The sequence below is a fragment of the Moraxella sp. CTOTU47724 genome, assembly GCF_032014955.1.
Classification (GTDB): Bacteria; Pseudomonadota; Gammaproteobacteria; order Pseudomonadales; family Moraxellaceae; genus Faucicola; species Faucicola tetraodonis.
The window spans coordinates 28,633-45,544 of record NZ_DALZSV010000006.1; the positions used below are offsets into that span (position 1 = coordinate 28,633).

At 43.3% G+C, this 16,912-nt stretch carries 14 protein-coding genes; 8 read left to right on the forward strand and 6 right to left on the reverse strand.

Features of this window, described 5'->3' with window-relative positions; translation table 11 throughout:
- Positions 1-61: 61 nt before the first annotated feature.
- The gene (gene rodA / locus RTR63_RS02520; protein WP_312522480.1) at positions 62-1,207 is read right to left on the reverse strand and encodes a rod shape-determining protein RodA; all 1,146 of its coding nucleotides are present in this window, start codon (positions 1,205-1,207) and stop codon (positions 62-64) included.
- Between the two features lie 318 nt (positions 1,208-1,525).
- Here rodA and RTR63_RS02525 point away from each other — a divergent pair, with 318 nt between their 5' ends.
- The gene (locus RTR63_RS02525) at positions 1,526-2,464 is read left to right on the forward strand and encodes a D-Ala-D-Ala carboxypeptidase family metallohydrolase (RefSeq protein WP_312522482.1); all 939 of its coding nucleotides are present in this window, start codon (positions 1,526-1,528) and stop codon (positions 2,462-2,464) included.
- A gap of 32 nt (positions 2,465-2,496) precedes the next feature.
- Here RTR63_RS02525 and RTR63_RS02530 read toward each other — a convergent pair whose 3' ends face one another.
- Together RTR63_RS02530 and RTR63_RS02535 are read right to left on the reverse strand one after the other, a co-directional pair.
- On the reverse strand, positions 2,497-3,969 hold the full coding sequence (locus RTR63_RS02530; protein ID WP_312522484.1) for a M16 family metallopeptidase: 1,473 nt from the start codon (positions 3,967-3,969) through the stop codon (positions 2,497-2,499).
- 97 nt (positions 3,970-4,066) lie between these two features.
- A complete protein-coding gene (locus RTR63_RS02535) occupies positions 4,067-5,581 on the reverse strand; it encodes a M16 family metallopeptidase (protein ID WP_312522486.1) in 1,515 nt (504 codons plus the stop codon).
- A gap of 337 nt (positions 5,582-5,918) precedes the next feature.
- Here RTR63_RS02535 and ftsY point away from each other — a divergent pair, with 337 nt between their 5' ends.
- The 3 genes from ftsY to RTR63_RS02550 are packed head-to-tail and all read left to right on the forward strand — an operon-like array spanning position 5,919 to position 8,784.
- Complete coding sequence (gene ftsY / locus RTR63_RS02540) at positions 5,919-7,133, forward strand: signal recognition particle-docking protein FtsY (protein ID WP_409418184.1); 1,215 nt, start codon at positions 5,919-5,921, stop codon at positions 7,131-7,133.
- Positions 7,134-7,136: 3 nt separating this feature from the next.
- Positions 7,137-8,258 (forward strand): DUF4268 domain-containing protein, encoded by a 1,122-nt coding sequence (locus RTR63_RS02545; RefSeq protein ID WP_312522488.1) that lies wholly within the window; start codon positions 7,137-7,139, stop codon positions 8,256-8,258.
- 1 nt (position 8,259) lies between these two features.
- Positions 8,260-8,784 (forward strand): methylated-DNA--[protein]-cysteine S-methyltransferase, encoded by a 525-nt coding sequence (locus tag RTR63_RS02550; RefSeq protein ID WP_050324252.1) that lies wholly within the window; start codon positions 8,260-8,262, stop codon positions 8,782-8,784.
- A 19-nt stretch (positions 8,785-8,803) separates the two neighbouring features.
- Here the strand turns inward: RTR63_RS02550 and RTR63_RS02555 are convergent, their stop codons facing one another.
- Positions 8,804-11,467 (reverse strand): AAA family ATPase, encoded by a 2,664-nt coding sequence (locus RTR63_RS02555; RefSeq protein ID WP_312522490.1) that lies wholly within the window; start codon positions 11,465-11,467, stop codon positions 8,804-8,806.
- Positions 11,468-11,783: 316 nt separating this feature from the next.
- Here RTR63_RS02555 and glpK point away from each other — a divergent pair, with 316 nt between their 5' ends.
- The 3 genes from glpK (at position 11,784) to RTR63_RS02570 (ending at position 15,495) form a co-directional block, all read left to right on the forward strand.
- A complete protein-coding gene (gene glpK, locus RTR63_RS02560; protein WP_312522492.1) occupies positions 11,784-13,382 on the forward strand; it encodes a glycerol kinase GlpK in 1,599 nt (532 codons plus the stop codon).
- 395 nt (positions 13,383-13,777) lie between these two features.
- The gene (locus RTR63_RS02565; RefSeq protein WP_409418185.1) at positions 13,778-14,785 is read left to right on the forward strand and encodes an endonuclease/exonuclease/phosphatase family protein; all 1,008 of its coding nucleotides are present in this window, start codon (positions 13,778-13,780) and stop codon (positions 14,783-14,785) included.
- A 20-nt stretch (positions 14,786-14,805) separates the two neighbouring features.
- Positions 14,806-15,495, forward strand: coding sequence for a TetR/AcrR family transcriptional regulator (locus RTR63_RS02570; RefSeq protein ID WP_065252496.1), 690 nt, complete (start codon positions 14,806-14,808; stop codon positions 15,493-15,495).
- Between the two features lie 112 nt (positions 15,496-15,607).
- Here the strand turns inward: RTR63_RS02570 and RTR63_RS02575 are convergent, their stop codons facing one another.
- Positions 15,608-15,763 (reverse strand): entericidin A/B family lipoprotein, encoded by a 156-nt coding sequence (locus RTR63_RS02575; protein ID WP_065252497.1) that lies wholly within the window; start codon positions 15,761-15,763, stop codon positions 15,608-15,610.
- Between the two features lie 290 nt (positions 15,764-16,053).
- Between RTR63_RS02575 and RTR63_RS02580 the strand changes: the two genes are divergently transcribed.
- Positions 16,054-16,578 (forward strand): tRNA (cytidine(34)-2'-O)-methyltransferase, encoded by a 525-nt coding sequence (locus RTR63_RS02580; RefSeq protein ID WP_219331102.1) that lies wholly within the window; start codon positions 16,054-16,056, stop codon positions 16,576-16,578.
- A gap of 9 nt (positions 16,579-16,587) precedes the next feature.
- Here the strand turns inward: RTR63_RS02580 and RTR63_RS02585 are convergent, their stop codons facing one another.
- Positions 16,588-16,908: a TusE/DsrC/DsvC family sulfur relay protein gene (locus RTR63_RS02585; protein ID WP_099833799.1), complete on the reverse strand. Its 321-nt coding sequence runs from the start codon at positions 16,906-16,908 to the stop codon at positions 16,588-16,590.
- Positions 16,909-16,912: the final 4 nt, after the last annotated feature.

A 16,912-nucleotide genomic window follows, 5' to 3' on the forward strand; every position in this document is an offset into this window, starting at 1 on the left:
TAAATAATTGTTTATAAATAGTTTAGTTGCAAACAAAATAGTTTCGAAAATAGTGTGACGGTTATTTAACATTATGTGAGGCAATTGACATCACTAAACCAAATCCTGCCATCAAAGTAATTAACGCGGTACCGCCATAGCTGATAAATGGCAAAGGAACACCGACAACTGGCAAAATACCTGCTACCATGCCGGCATTTACAAACACATACACAAAAAATGACATGGCAATCGCGCCCGAGAGTAATTTGCTATAGACAGCAGTATTGGAGTAAGCAATAAATAAGGCGCGGCATAGAATACAAAAATACAGGAACATCAGTAAACTGACACCAATTAAGCCAAACTCTTCAGAAAAAGCCGCAATGATAAAATCGGTGTGGCCTTCGGGTAAAAAATGTAGATGAGATTGTGTGCCTTGCAAGTAGCCTTTACCTGTGAGTCCCCCTGAGCCAATCGCGGTTTTTGACTGCATGATATTCCATCCAGCCCCCAAGGCATCGCTTTCAGGGTCTAGCAAAGTTAGCACGCGTTTGCGCTGGTAGTCGTGTAGCAGGTATTCCCAAGCCACAAAAACAAAAGGAATAAACAGCGCCACCGCAGAGCCAATCATCCACCAAGGTAAACCCGATAAAAACAGCACAAATAAGCCACTAGACGCCACCAATAAAGAGGTACCCAAGTCGGGCTGTTCAGCAATTAGCAGTACTGGAATACCAATCGCCACCAGCGTGATAAGCACTGTCGATAAACTTGGCGGCAAGTCGCGTTTGGATAAAAACCAAGCAGTGAGCATCGGCATGCCAAGCTTCATAAATTCTGACGGCTGGACACTACCAAACCCAGGAATACCAATCCAGCGCTGCGCACCCAGTCGCACCTCACCAATAATTTTGACCAGTATCAGTAACCCCACGCCCCCCACATAAAAAAACGGGGTAAAATCACGGTAAAGACTGGGCGGGATTTGCGCCATGACAATCATCACCACAAACGCGATGGTAAAACTAATGGTTTGACGGATGACCATTCCCATATCTTGAGTAGAGGCACTGTATAAAATGGCTAAACCAAACAAAGCTGTGACAAACAATAGCATCAATAACCAAGGGTCTAAATGCACGCGCTGCCAAAAAGAGGGTAGACTGTCATTACCAAAGTGATGAGCTTGCCTAGAAAAACGGTACTGTCCAATCTTATCTACCATACACACCAAACATCAAATTAACCCGGTGACAATAAGTCTGTAAAAAGACACAAAAATAGGCTCAATAGTTTATATGGCTTAATGTGATTTTGGTAGTCTTAATAATGTAATAGTTTATAACACTTGTTTCGTAGAAATAAGTCACTATATTAAGTGAGCTTAATTATGTAGTGAACATAACTATTAAGTGAAAATTAGTTAAGTAAAAACAATTATCAAGTAGGCATGGTTAGCTAAGTATATCAAGCCTACTTTTTTGACAGTTGCTCATAAGTCCGTGGTGTTTTTCCATTTTGACGAAACGTGAATAGGCAGTCCATGACACATCAAAACAAGACCAAAAATAAACCAACCATTATCGAAGACAACGCGCAAACAGTAAAGTATGGCAAGCCCGAGAGTGCCAATACCAAGAATATCAACATTACCAAGACTCAGAACACTAAAACAAAGATTTTAACAGGCATTGTTGGCTCAGGGATGATAATGACATTGCTTATCGCGTGTAATCATCCTGTCACACCCGTCGATAACCGAAAACCTACTACGACCATCGTTCATAAAACCCAGCCAAACCCTAAAAATCCTACTGTCACGCAGACTGACAATATGCGCGGTCTTATTCTCAACCGTCAAAACACAAGCCGACCTACAACAGATTATGGCGCACTCAAAAATACCACACGATATAATAGTAACGTTGTCTATACCAATGATGCAGATTTTAAAGATTGGTTAGCTAGTCACAGTTATCAGCAATCAGAAGTGTTGGCGTATCAAAATTACTTGCAAAGCCAATTAGGCAGTATTCCGCCGATGGATCAGTTAATCACGAGTGCCAGAGATGCGCGGCGCTGCGGTTTTGAGCCGTATGAAGTGCCGCCTGCGTCACTATGGCAAAATATCGTGCCCACCCTGCAAATGCTGCAGCAACTGCAAAAACAAGGTTATTTGCCGTATTCGACAGTGATACGCTCCGTGTATCGAAACCCTGCATTGAATGATTGTGCGGGCGGTGCAGGCGAGAGTAAGCACATGACCAATGGCGCAATTGATATTTGGATACCTGAAAACGAAGCCAATAAATGGGCGATAGAAAGCACCTTTGATGTGCTTTGCCAGTTTTGGCAGTCCAACGGGCAAGCTTATAGTTTTGGACTTGGTTTGTATCCGACAGGCTCAGTGCATCTTGATACGCAAGGCTTTCGAAAATGGGGCGCAAGCCATAGCTCAAGCTCATCACCCTGTCGTTTTTAACCCTGTCGCAACTGTTAAGCTGTTGACATTGGCTATTTAGCGGTTTTTGTTGTGTTTGGCGTGGCGCTGCCAACCGTCACAATCAAAAACTTGTTAGGGTCAATGAGGTCTTTATAGCTTTGATTGACAGCGTTAAGGTCGGCGCGCTGCACGCGCGTCACGTAATCGGTCAAGTAACTATCTGGCAGCTGATAAAACCCCATCATACCAATCGTGGAATTCATGGCGGCATTGCTAGCAAAGCTAGTTGGGAAACTGTTGATTAGACTGTCTTTGGTTAAAGCCAATTCGTTTGGCGTTACCCCTTTTTCTAGCGTATTTTTGATGACTTGCTTGGTCGCCTCAATTGCTTCTTGCGACTTTTGGTTACGGGTAGAAAAGCTAACGGTATAGCTACCTTGGGCAAGCATCGGCGTGGTGCTGCTATAAATGCCATAGGTGAGCCCGCGTTTTTTACGGATATCTTCCATCAATCTGGCTTGAAAGTTGCCGCCCCCGACGATTTCATCGGCAATGGCAAAGTTGGTTTGATGCTGCAAGCCTAAGCTATCCACCACGCGTTTTTGACCCAATTGCCCCATCAAGACGGTAGTTTGGGTGCTGTCAAATGGGATATGAATCGTTTTAGCGGCGCTCAAAGGCTTGGCATCGGCAAGCTTTGGGGCAGCTGTGCCAACAGGCATTTGAGCGGTTAGCTGATTGGCAAGCGCCCGCGCGCGCTCAAGACTGATATCGCCAGTAATGGCAATATTCGCGTTCTTCGCCACCAAAAACTGCTGGCTAAAAGCTTTGAGATCGGTGGTATTAATTTTGGCAATGCTGTCTTCTGTGCCTTTGGTGGGGTGGGCGTAGGGATGATTGCCATAAAGCGCGTTAGCAAAGGCTTTGCTTGCGATGCTATCGGGATCTTCTTTGGCTTGTTGCAGACTGATTAGATACTGGGCTTTGGTACGCTCAAAATTTTTGTTTGGAAACGTAGGCTGGGTCATCATATCGCTCATTAAACCAAGCGCAGGGGATAAACGCGCCTCATCGGATAGACTGCGCAAACTCACAATAAACATGTCTTTATAAGCACGGGCAGATAAATCAATCCCAAGCTGCTCACTGGTCTCGGCAATCTCATCTTCACTTTTATGGCGTGTGCCCTGATCCAGCATACTTGCGGTCAGACTGGCAATCCCAAAACCGCCTTTTTTAATGGCTTCATCGCGAGCTGAGCCTGCATTAAAATACACACTGACATCCACAATCGGTAAATTGTGGGTTTGTACCAAAGTGACTGGGGTACCCGAATCCGTCTTAAAATGGATGATATGCGGTAGGGTCACTTTTAACGGTGCCGTCGTTTTTAGACTGGTTAATTTGTCTAAAGCGGCAATGGGTGCAGTGGGGTCAACATTGCCAGTACTGTGAGCATCGCTATGAGTGGCAGGTTCTGCATGGCCCGCTTGCGTGGCAATGGTAGTCATTAGTAATAAGATTTTAGCTAAGCGTGTTTTCATTTTTTTTCTCAACATTCTAAGGATGGTCTGACAGCAATGAAGGTAAGTCAAGTGAGCGCAACTTAAGTCAGGATAAGTTAAGTTACTGGTTTTATAGTTATTTATTGGGTTTATTTTCTTTTACCACATTGAGCACGGTTAAATTGTTGTTAACCAAATATTTGCTAGCAGCAGCGTGTAAGTCACTTTCTGTGATGCTATCTAAGATTTTGGGTAGGTTAAACACCATCCGATCATCAAGCCCAATGCTGTTTAGACTGCCAATCATCTGCGCCTGTCCACTGATACTATCTTGGCTATAAATCAAGCTGGTCATGGTGTTGGTTTTGGCACGGGTCAGTTCACTTTGTGCAATCGGTTGGGTTTTGAGCGCGTCAATCTCAGCAATGATTGCTTGTTTGGCTTGGGCAAGCGTAACGCCATCTCGTGGGGTGGCTTGGATTAAAAATAGCCCATCGCCCCGACTAAAGGCGCTGTAACCACTACCGACTGACGCTAGTAGCTGTTTTTCCCGTACTAGGCGTTTTTCTAGGCGCGCAGATAGACCGCCATCGAGCACATCGGCTAGCAGCGATAGACTATAGGCAGTTTTGGGGTCTTTTGCTGTGGTAAGTGTTGGCACATTAAACGCCATCATGACCATAGGCACCTGTACCGGCAATTGGGTGGTTTTTTCTTGATAACCACGAAACCCTGGCTGTATCACACTGGGGCGCGTTGGCAGGGTTTGCGGTTTTTTATCGGCAAAGTATTTTTTGACTTCATTGATGGCGTTTGTGGGATTGACATCGCCCACGATTACTAAGGTCGCATTGTTGGGTGCATACCATGTTTTATACCAATCGGTTAGGTCGTTTAACCTAATGGATTCGATTTCTGCCATGGGACCAATGACCGATTCTCCTTTTGGGCTATTGGGGTAAGCCATTTTGCTAAATTGCTCATAGGCGCGGGCGTTTGGGTTATCATCGGTTCGCTGGCGGCGCTCTTCCATCACCACTTGGCGCTCAGCGGTAAAGTCGCTGTCCTTTAGCTGTAAATGGGTCATCCGATCGGCTTCAAGCTCTAGGGCGAGCGCTAAGCGATTGGCAGGGAAAATTTCATAATATGCGGTGTAGTCATAGCTGGTAAAGGCATTATTGCTACCGCCAAATTTGGCAATAAGGCGTTCAAAATCTGCTGAGGACACGTTTTTTGTTCCCTTAAACATCATATGCTCAAGCAAATGTGACATACCGCCTAAGTTAGTGGGTTCATCCGCAGCACCCACGCGATACCATACTTGGCTTATCACCACAGGAGAGCGGTGATCTTCTTTGATTATCACCTTTAATCCATTATCCAGCGTATATTCATGGCGCGTTGCTGCCCTAGCGCTGTCAAAATCTGTGGGGCTCGGCGTTTGCTGGGTTGTGTCAGTTACCGCGTTAGCAGTTGGATGCACTTTAATAGGCGTATTCGCTACAGTCGGGGTCGTTTTGGTCGGCATGGTTTTGGCTGCGATGGTTTGCGCAGTGGCGCAACCTGATACACTGAGCGTATAGGTCAGAGCGGCAGCGAGGATGGTAAGGTTAAAAAATGTAGATTTTGACACAGTGTTTCGGTTTAACATAGTTTCTCTTTAACTTTTAATCTGGTTTTTTTGATTGTGGGGCAATAGGGTTTGCAGGCATTATAAAAGATAGACCATGATAACGGATGTTGGCATTGATTGCTATTTGAAAGCCCATTGCACGATTAAGTATGACTAGATACGAGCTTCTACATGCAACTAAGTACGAGCTGCAAGTTTTTAGCGCAGCAAGCTGTAAACGGACAGTTTCTTCCCATACCACACATCCTATGGGTTTAAGGGATTGACAGCATGTTTATTTCAAACTGCGAACAAACACTGTTATAATTTTATACATCTCAATATTTTAATGACAAATTTAACCATAGGCGATGATATGAGTAGCAACCAATTTAATAACAATGCTTCTAATAAGGTGGTAATTAATTTTAATAACCAACCGACTAATTTTGATGATGCTACGATGCCCAATCTGCCTGTGCAAGATGTGCCAATTATTGAAACGCCGCGTATCGCTGAAACCGCCCAAACGTCAACGCTGCAAACACCCGTCGCGACCCCTCAATCTGTGTCACCAATGCCGCAAAGCCAACACCAAGGGCAGCCTGCAACCACACAGCAGCCATCTGCCAATACGGCTGAGCCAAGTGCAGAACCTGAACAGAAAGGTGGTTGGTTTAGCCGCATGAAACAAGGCTTATCAAAAAGTCGTAAAAACTTGACCGAAGGCTTAACCAATATTCTGATTGGTGGTAAAGAAATTGATGATGAGCTACTTGAAGAAGTCGAAGACCAACTGTTGGTCGCCGACATTGGGGTGAATGCCACCAATCGAATTATCAAAAACTTGACCGAAGCCACTGCCCGCGGTGATTTGATTTATTCGCATTCACTGTATAAAGCGCTACAAAAAGAACTCACCGATATCTTGACACCCAAAGTTGCACCGCTGGTGGTGGATGCTAGCACAAAACCGTTTGTCATCTTGGTCGTTGGGGTCAATGGCGTGGGTAAAACCACCACTATCGGTAAACTTGCCAAACGTCTGCAAGGTGAAGGCAAATCCGTGATGTTAGCAGCGGGCGATACGTTCCGTGCGGCAGCCACCGAGCAATTGCAAGTATGGGGGGAGCGCAATAATATCCCTGTTGTCGCCCAAGGTCATGGCTCAGACAGTGCCTCGGTGATTTTTGATGCCATTCAATCTGCCAAAGCCCGTGGCATTGACGTGCTGATTGCCGATACTGCAGGGCGTCTACAAAATAAAACCAATTTGATGGAAGAGCTGAAAAAAGTGATTCGCGTCATGCAAAAAGCCGATCCAACAGCGCCACATGAATCTATGATTGTGCTCGACGCGGGTACAGGACAAAATGCCCTAAATCAAGTAGAAATCTTCAATGAAGCAGTGCCATTGACAGGCGTGACCGTTACCAAATTAGATGGTACGGCAAAAGGCGGCGTGGTATTTAATATCGCTGAAAACACCAATGTGCCGATTCGTTTTATTGGCGTGGGTGAAAAAATTGATGATTTGCGCCCATTTCAAGCCGATGATTTTGTCAAAGCCCTGTTTGAAAAAGATGAGTAACTCATGTATCACTTAAATATTGCTAATAAGCAGATGACTAATATTGATAAAATTCAATTTAGTGAAGTGGGTTTTAGAGAGCGCCAAGATTTGCAAGAATGGATTGTGAGCAATCCAGAATGTCTTGGCGAGCCATTATTAATTATTCAAAAAGAATTTAACGGGTTTGACAATACGTCTGAAAGATTAGATTTATTGGCGTTAGATAAAAGTGGTAATTTAGTCATTATTGAAAATAAAACGGATAGTTCTGGTAAAGATGTTGTATGGCAGTCTGTGAAATATGCATCTTATTGCTCTCGACTTACAGATGAGAAAATCATAAATATTTTTGCTGACTATCTTAGAAGATATGATAGCCAAAACTCTGATGATTATATTGCAAGCGCTAAACAAAAAATAAATGAATTTCTTAGCGATAGCACAGAAGATGATATTGGATTAAATCCCAATGAAACTTCGCAACGAATCATTTTAGTCGCTGCTGAATTCCGTCAAGAAGTAACATCAGCTGTATTATGGCTGATGAATTTTGGTATTAATATCCGTTGTATAAAATGCCAACTTTTTAAATTTAATAATGACTTTTTCTTTGATACTCAGCAAATTATTCCTGTACCCGAAGTTGAAAGCTTTATGATAGATATTGCGGAGAAAAAACAAGAAGACATTCAAATCAAAAATAATAAACAAAGCGTACTAATAAGTTTTTGGTCGCAATTTATCAATGCGACTTTATCAAATGCTGAAAATTTATATGCTAATAGGACACCAAGTAAAGATAATTGGTTAGGTACTAAATTAGGAAATGGTGTCGGAATAAGTGTTGTAATTACAAAGGAATCTGTAAAAATTAGAGTTGAAATAAAAGGTAATAATAAAGAAGACACTTTAAAAATATTCGACTATTTATATCAGCATAAAGAAGAAATCGAATCAAAATTTCAATATCCTGTTAATTGGGAGCGTTGTCCTGAAACTGTATATAGTTTTATAATTATCACAAACGAAGCAGTTGGATATTCAGACAAGTCTGAATGGCGGGGTGCAAATGAATTTTTGATTGAAGAAAGTTATAAAATGCAGAAAATTCTTAAATCACTTCTAGATAAATTTGTCTTATAAAATGCTTACCACAAACTACCAACTATCAATCAAATTACCAACAATTACCCTTGTCGCACATAAGGGTTGTCTTATCGCGCTTGATTGGCAAACCCAAAAAATCCTACAACAATTAACTGCACAAGCGCACTATATACAAAGCAAAGATTTGGCTGACTCAGTAGATGACGATGCCAAAGTCTTACGAAATACCATCAGTCAACTTGACGAATATATTAATGGACAGCGACAAGTATTTGATATGCCCATCGCCCTCTACACAGGCACACCTTTTCAGCAAAAAGTATGGCAAGCATTACGACAAATCCCTTACGGTCAAACAATCAGCTATGCACAGCTTGCGCTACAAGTGGATAACCCCAAAGGCTTTCGCGCAGTCGCGCAGGCCAATGGCCGCAACCCACTAAGTCTCATTATTCCTTGCCATCGCGTGATTGCCAGCGATGGCAAATTGGGCGGTTATACCGGTGGGATTGAGATTAAGCAAACATTGCTTGATATAGAGCAAGCAAGTTATCAGCGATAAACAATAACCCAATGAGGCGTTATTCTTTATCATCTGCATCTTTTTCTTCCCAAGTTTCTAAGCGTTCATAAATACGACCATAAACGGTATTTTTACGATACTTGCCTTTTTTGGTCATCTCATCCGGCGCTAGACCCGTCAATAGATACATGGCTTCATTGACATGCTCTACGGCATAGATGGTAAATTTACCTGCCGTCACGCTATCGATAATATCTTGACGCAGCATCAATTGCGCCAAATTGGCTTTGGGCACAATCACCCCTTGTTTACCCGTCAAACCTTGCTCGACACACGCATCATAAAACCCGGCGATTTTGGCATTGACGCCGCCGACCGCTTGGACTTGACCAAATTGGTTCATCGATCCTGTGACCGCAAAGCTTTGATTGATGGGGGTTTGCGATAGGGCAGACAGCAGCGCGCAAGTTTCAGCTACTGTCGCGCTATCGCCATCGATACCGCCGTAACTTTGTTCAAAAGCCAGCGATGCGGTAAAGTTGAGCGTGTGGTCTTCGGCAAACAGTGCTTTTAGGTAACTGCTCATAATCAGCACGCCTTTGGCATGGATAGAGCCGCCTAAATCCACATCGCGCTCGATATCAACAATATCGGCGTGCGCGGCACTGTGATGCACTGACGCTGTCAACCGCGCAGGCATACCAAATTCACTATCTGCGTAGCTGATGACTGTCAGCGCATTGATTTGACCAATCGCTTTGCCTTGGGTGCTAATCAGCTGTTGCCCTTTTTCTAGTTCTTGCCAGAACAATTGCCGTAAATAGCCCGAGCGATGGCGAATATCCTCAATGGCTTGGCGGACGTGGCTAGCGGTTACTGTGTTTGCAGGGCTAAGCTCTGATTGATTGATGATGGCATGACGATTGGCTTCGAGTAAGAGCTGCGCCAATCTGTCCCCATGTAGGCTTAACTCATGCTGGTCTTCTGCTTGCTCGCTGAGATAATCTAATAAACACGCCAACGCGGTGTTATCAAACGTTAGCAATTGATATTTGCTTATCATGTCGGCAATTTTGGCTGTCATCGCTTGTTCATTGGCGTGGCTGCGTACCACGCGATCATGAAAATCTGCACGGATTTTGAATACGGCATTAAATTCAGGCTCAAAATCTAGCAGGTCATAATACAAGTCTGGCTCACCGAGTAAAATAACTTTGACATCAAGCTTAATCGGTTGTGGCTCAAGGCTGATACTACCAGTCAGTGTCAGCATTTGCTCAAGGCTCGACATCTTGATTTGGCGGCTTTGCAGCGCGCGTTTGAGACCTTGCCACGCATACGGATATTCAAGCAAATTAGTTGCTTCAAGCACCAAATAACCGCCATTCGCACGGTGCAGTGAACCGGCGCGAATCAGACTGACATCTGTTGACACAGTACCCAAATGGGTAATTTGCTCGACATGCCCGAGTAAATTTAAATGGGTGGGTAAGTCTTCAAACACAATCGGTGCGCCTTGATCGGACGCATGGCTTGCAATCACATTGACAAAATAGCGCGCAGGCAATGGCGAAAAATGGCTAGGCAAAAACTCTTCATCATCTTCATTGATAATTCGTTCTACATGATTGACGATATCGTCATGTACGTCTTGCAAATACTTACGAACCTTTGGTAAGGCTTGATACTTGTCAAATAACGGCTCCATCAATGGTTTTAAGGTACGCCGAGTCAATGAATGGTGTAGCGCTTGTAGGGTCTGATTGGCTTCATCTTCAATTTGCTCAAGCTCAACGGTCAATTGGCTCAAGCGTTTTTGCATATGGTTCTTATCTTGATAATTGGCAACATACGGCGATTTTGGGGTTAAGCCAAAGCTGGCTTGATTGGTTGCACTTGAGGTGTTATTAGAGGCGCTAGTTGTGGTGCTAGACGTTTGATTGGCTTTAAGTGGTAAAACTGGTGCTTTACCACTGGATTTTTGGCGACCCAATTTATTAGCAGGTTTGATTGATAAATAACCATCGCTTGGCTCGATATCATTGTAACTGTCATTGTCATTGCCATCGGCTCGGTTGTCACTAAAATCAGATTTGATAAAAATCGGTTTATTGTCCGAAGGTCGCAGCGCCAATGCAAGTGAATATTGTTTGCCTTCTTCATGCAGCGCATGATAGACCTGTTCTTCACGAAGGCTAATTTCATTCTTTATGGCTTCTACCTTACTTTGATAGTGCTCACTGCGAAAACGCTGATTGAGCTGACGTTTGGTGGTTAGCCAAAAGGTTTTGACATCTTCCGCTAATTGCTTGCCCATGCCAGCAGGCAGGTCAAGCGCAATCGGGGTGCGCGCATCAATAAAATTATGCACATACACCCAGTCATTGGGTGTGGGTTTTTGTTTGGCGTGTGCTTGTAGCAGGCGAGTGATTAAGGTGCGTTTGCCCAGTCCGTTTTCACCTGCAGCAAAGATATGATAACCATTGGCATTGATGTCAAGTGCAGTGGCAATCGCTTTACAGGCTCGCTCTTGCCCAAAGCCAATTTCAAGGGTTTTGGTATGGTGGCTATCTTTTGGCAAGGTCGCTGGGTCGGTATAACGGCGCAAGTGCGAGATTGCAACAGGCTGTAAATTGTCAGATTTGATGGTATCGGTAATGATAGCGGATGATTTTGAGGTCACAGGGGTAGTACGAACAGATTTTGCAAGGGTATTTTTCATAAAACAAGTTTCATCAACGCATTAAAAAACGGTAGTGGGAAAGATAAACAATGACAGTGACAGTGACAGTTAGAATGACAGTGCTTAGGGTCTAAGGTCTGAAGTCTAAGGTTTAGGGTCACTTATAGTTAACAGATAGGTTTTGGTAAGTGGTAATAAAGTATCAGTATGATGTGGTTTTTTGTTGATAAAATCAATGGCTATTTTTTCGCGAATCGTTGCCTTACGGTTTCAGCCGCAGTAATATAAAAGTTGATGGGTAAGTATTTGCTAAGATAACATATGGACGCTTAACACAATCGTTTGAGACAACAACATGGCTAAAACAGAAAACGGATTTATTTTAGCGCTGGATCAGGGCACTACCTCAAGCCGCAGTATCATCTTTGATAACCAATTAACACCCATCGCCATCGCCCAAAAGCCGCTTAATATTATCACTCCAAAAGCCGGGTTTATCGAGCAAAATGCCAATGACATCTGGCAAACCCAAATTAGTACCGCCCAAGAAGTGATTGCCAAAGCAGGATTATTGGCGACAGATATTTCAGCCATCGGTATCACCAACCAACGTGAGACCACCATAATTTGGCATAAAAAGACCGGTAAGCCTGTCGCACCCGCCATTGTCTGGCAAGATAGACGTACCCATCAGTGGTGTAGAGATTGGCGTGATAAAGGCTTTGATGCCAAAATCCAGCAAATTACCGGATTACGTATAGATCCGTATTTTAGTGCCAGCAAAATTGTATGGCTGTTAAACCAAAACCCTAAGCTTCGCCAACAAGCGTTATCAGGTGAGTTGGCTTTTGGTACCGTGGATAGTTGGCTACTGTTTAATATGACAGGCGAGCATAGCATTGATATCACCAATGCCTCACGCACCATGCTGATGTCTTTGCAAACAGGCGACTGGTCTGATGAATTATTGGATTTATTTGATATTCCCAAAACCATGTTACCTACCATCAAGCCATCGGATGGCGATTTTGGGGTCACCAAACAAGGGATGTTTGGCAAACAAATCCCAGTCACGGCAGTGCTAGGCGATCAGCAAGCGGCATTGTATGGGCAAGGCTGTAACCGGGCAGGCATGGCAAAATCCACCTATGGCACCGGCTGTTTTTTATTAATGAATACCGGCGATAAGCCGTGTGTCAGTCATCAGCAATTACTCACCACCGTCGCTTGGCAAACCACAGAGGCAAATCACACTCGTCAACCTAACCGGCATGAACTCTCAGGTAAATTGCCCAACTTGTTAAAACCTTTACAAAATTTACAACGAAATAAAAAAACAAGCGTCACGCAAACACAATATGCGCTTGAAGGCAGTGTGTTTATGGCGGGTGCCATCGTGCAGTGGCTACGCGATAACTTAGGTATGATAGCGCGCAGTGAGGACATTGAAACCTTGGCAGCAAAAGTACCAGATAGCCAAGGAGTGACCCTGCTTCCTGCCTTTACCGGGCTTGGCGCACCTTACTGGCGAGCAGATGCTACCGCAAGACTTATCGGGCTGACACGCGGTACTACCAAAGCACATATCGCAAGGGCCGCCTTAGAAGCGATTGCGCTGCAAGCTTATGATGTGTTAATCGCCATGCAAAAAGACAGCCCGGTACCACTGCACGAACTGCGCGTGGATGGGGGCGCAGCCAATAACAATATCTTAATGCAATTTCAAGCCGATATACTCAATGTCCCTGTGCTGCGACCGACGACGACTGAGAGTACCGCAAAAGGGGTGGCATTATTGGCAGGGCAAGCGGTGGGACTATATGATGACACTAGCATTGGTGAAAGTTGGCAGTTAGACCGTATCTTTGAGCCTAAGATGGCATTGTCTGAGCGCCAAGCCATCGTGGAGCGTTGGCAGTTTTATATCAATCAACTATTAAATGAACAAATTTAAAGCAAGAAAATCATTAATATAGCCCTAAAAAACTAACAATAATGTAAAAACAAATAGTTAACTGTATGAAAAATTTTTTTAAAGACTCGACACGAGAGTGATTTTCGTTAGCAATTAAATGCATTAAGTAAAAAAAGCACTTTATGTACCCAATTTTTAAACCCTGCTTAAAAATATCAGCAAATTTCGGCCAAAAAAAGTGATTTTTTGTGTAGAAATTGAATAAAAAAATGTATAATGCTTCAAAATTCGACACTGTGTTGACAGTGATGAAAGTTACTATGATATAAGTTATTATGATAAAAGTTACGAAGATGAAAGTTAGGAAATTTTTTTGGACAATGTTGGTGCAAGCAAGCAAGGATAACTGGTAACTCAACATTAAGGATATGACAGTGGACAATCAATTTGTTATCGCTACGGCAAATTTACTTAACTTTGCACTGCCCAATCGGGTTTTTTATCGAAACCAAGACGTGTATACGCCGCAGCAATATCAACAAAAGATTAATGCACTTGCCCCCATCTTTCGGCAATTGCAAGCTGATATCATTGGTTGCCAAGAAATTTGGGATGAGCAAGCACTCATTGACTTATGTCATGCAGCCGGTCTCAATGACTATCATGTTACTGTGCCGTTAGCCAGTAATCAGCCAGACAGTCCATTAACCCAAGGACGAGGCGCAATTGGTACCCCGAGCGTAGGTTTGATATCGCGCTTTGAGATTATTAACACCCAATTGCTCACGCAGATGCCTGCGATTGCGTTGTTAGACGTTCCTGATGTTGGGCTTTATCAACAATTTAACCGCCCGCCGCTGATTGCCGACATCAGATTGCCAAATGGCATGGTGGTCACCGTGATTGTGGCGCATCTAAAAAGTAAACGCCCTGAGTTTTTAGAAAACGCGCAAGGCGAGCCGTTAGAAGATCGCAATGATCCGCTAATTCGAGTCCGCGCCAAGCTGCGCAGTCTGTGTATGCGGGCAGCGGAAGCGGCAGGCATTCGCCAAGTGGTCATCGAAAAACTGTCACACAACAACCATCCGCTGATTTTGTTAGGGGATATGAATGATGTGATGCAAAGTGTCACTTGTCAGCTTTTAAGCGAATCGGGCGAAGTATTTTATGATAAGTCGATGCGCGATATCGTGCTGTATGATGCCTCTACGGTACAAAGCCGTATGCACTGGCTCAAAGACGTGGCCTACACCCATATCCACCAAGGTATGCCTGAAGTGCTTGACCAAATTTTGGTATCTGAACAATTTTTAGCTGATAGTAAATTTAACATCGGCGAAGTATTACAAGTTGATTATTTTAACGATCATCTCAAATTTATTGTAGAACAACGCCCAACCGATCATGGATTGGTACGGGCACAAATTAAACTTTATTCATAATCAGTCGATAGAGAGGAAATATGTCAAGCGCTTATGATGAAAAAATTGAGGATGTGTTAGTGGACTCTGAGCTCGCTCGCCGCTTGGTCCCTAACAAATTCAAGTTCACTAGCCAGCAAGGTCGTTTACGTCGCCAAAAATTATTAGCCGCTGCCAAAGAATTGAGCGCGACCCGACCTGTCAGTGAGATTAGTTTGGCTGATGTATGTGAACGAGCGGACATTCCCAGAGCCTCAGCCTATCACTTCTTTCCAAACGTTGAAGCGATTTTTTTGGCATTGCGTTTTTTAAATGCGATAGAAATTTTTAACAAGCTTGAAAAAGTCGATGCCAAACAATTTAGTCGCTGGCAGGCTTATATCACCACAGTCATTGAGACAGGCGTTGATATTATTCAATCCGATTTAACGGTTGCCCGTTTGATTTATGAGACCAATACCCCAGATTTTGAGGGCAATGCGTTTGGTAGTGAAATCGAAAAAAGCCTCGCCCAAATGGTGTATGATAAGCTGTCTGAGCATTATAAAATGCCGGCTTTAGAAACCATTCATCAGCAATTGTTAGTCGCATACGGTATCATTAATGGTATTTTTATTTTAGCTTATCGCTCAGAAAAAGAAATTACCGATACCTATCGCCAAGAAGCGATTACAGCGGTGATTGCTTATCTACGTTGTTATCTACCTGAAAATTTGCCAAAAAACGGCTAGTTTTATAACCTACTAGGGTTATAACCGATAGCCAATAAAATAGGCAATAAAAAACCCATCAGCGAGATGGGTTTTTTTACTTAAACAGAGAATCTACGATTAGATTTTGTTTTCAGTTATTTGTGCGGTAGATTTTGTTTTCAGTTTTTTGTGCGGTATTGGTTACTGCGCCACCTGTTTTTGATACGTCTTTACCAAAACCTTGGATTGTATTACAACCTGTGACAGCAAACATAACAACGATTGATGCAGCGATTAATTTTTTCATTTTAAATTTCCTCAGATATATCCATTATTTTTTAACAGTTTTTAGCTACCAGGTTAAATCATGCGACTTTATTGATTCATAGAAGATTGGTTCATAGAAGTTAAAATAAAGTAAAACATGCTTGGTAGAGTCATGGTAATGCAGTTTAGTCTAACGTCGCTATAGCGTTAATGTAACCAAAACTATCAAGTTGTAAAAAAAACTTAAATTTACGCAATAAGTATAGGTTTTTTGTAAATTAATCTTCGCATTTAGCGTTTTTTTATTTCAATCTGGTTAAGGATGTCGACATGATTCATGTGGTATTAGTTGAACCCAAAATGCCAAGCAACACAGGCAATATTATTCGGTTATGCGCCAATACGGGCGCAACGCTACATTTGGTTGAGCCCCTAGGGTTTGAGTTAGAAGATAAAAAATTACGCCGAGCAGGGCTAGACTATCATGAGTGGGCAAATGTCAAAGTACATGCCAATTGGCAGGATGCACAGGGCAGTCTAAGCCAAAGTGGGGTACAAAGAATCGTTGCCTTGACCACCAAGCTCAGCAAACCTTTATATGATGAAGATTTTGCGCAACTGGCAAATATCGCTTTGGTATTTGGGTCAGAGACAGCCGGATTACCCGAGCCAATTCGTCTAGCAATTGGGCAAGACAACTGGCTACGTTTGCCTATGTTGCCGACCTCTCGCAGTTTGAATTTATCTAACAGCGTGGCAATTACATTATTTGAAGTTTGGCGTCAGCAGGGGTTTGGCGGTGATACTGGTCACAGTATCGGTTATGACAATCTCGTCCCTTATGACCCAAAATAATCTCAAAATTTATAAGCAATTTGCAGGTTTTGGCAACCCTGCAATGCGGTTGACATGGCGCGCGACAAGACCTGTGTTAAACATGGCTTGCAGTTTGGTGTTATCAATCGCCAATGAGGGCAATTGCTTGGATAAAAACTTGATTAAAGGACGGGTCGTCGGTGGATGGCTATACAAGTCATAATATTGACGTACCGCGTCTATGATTTGATAGTGCTCAGGGGTTAACGTGACATCCAGCGTGTTCGCCAATTGTTGCGCAATATCGGGTGTCCAGGTTTGATGAGCTATCAAATGACCGTCTTGGTCAAGTTCGGGAAGTTGGGTCATGGTA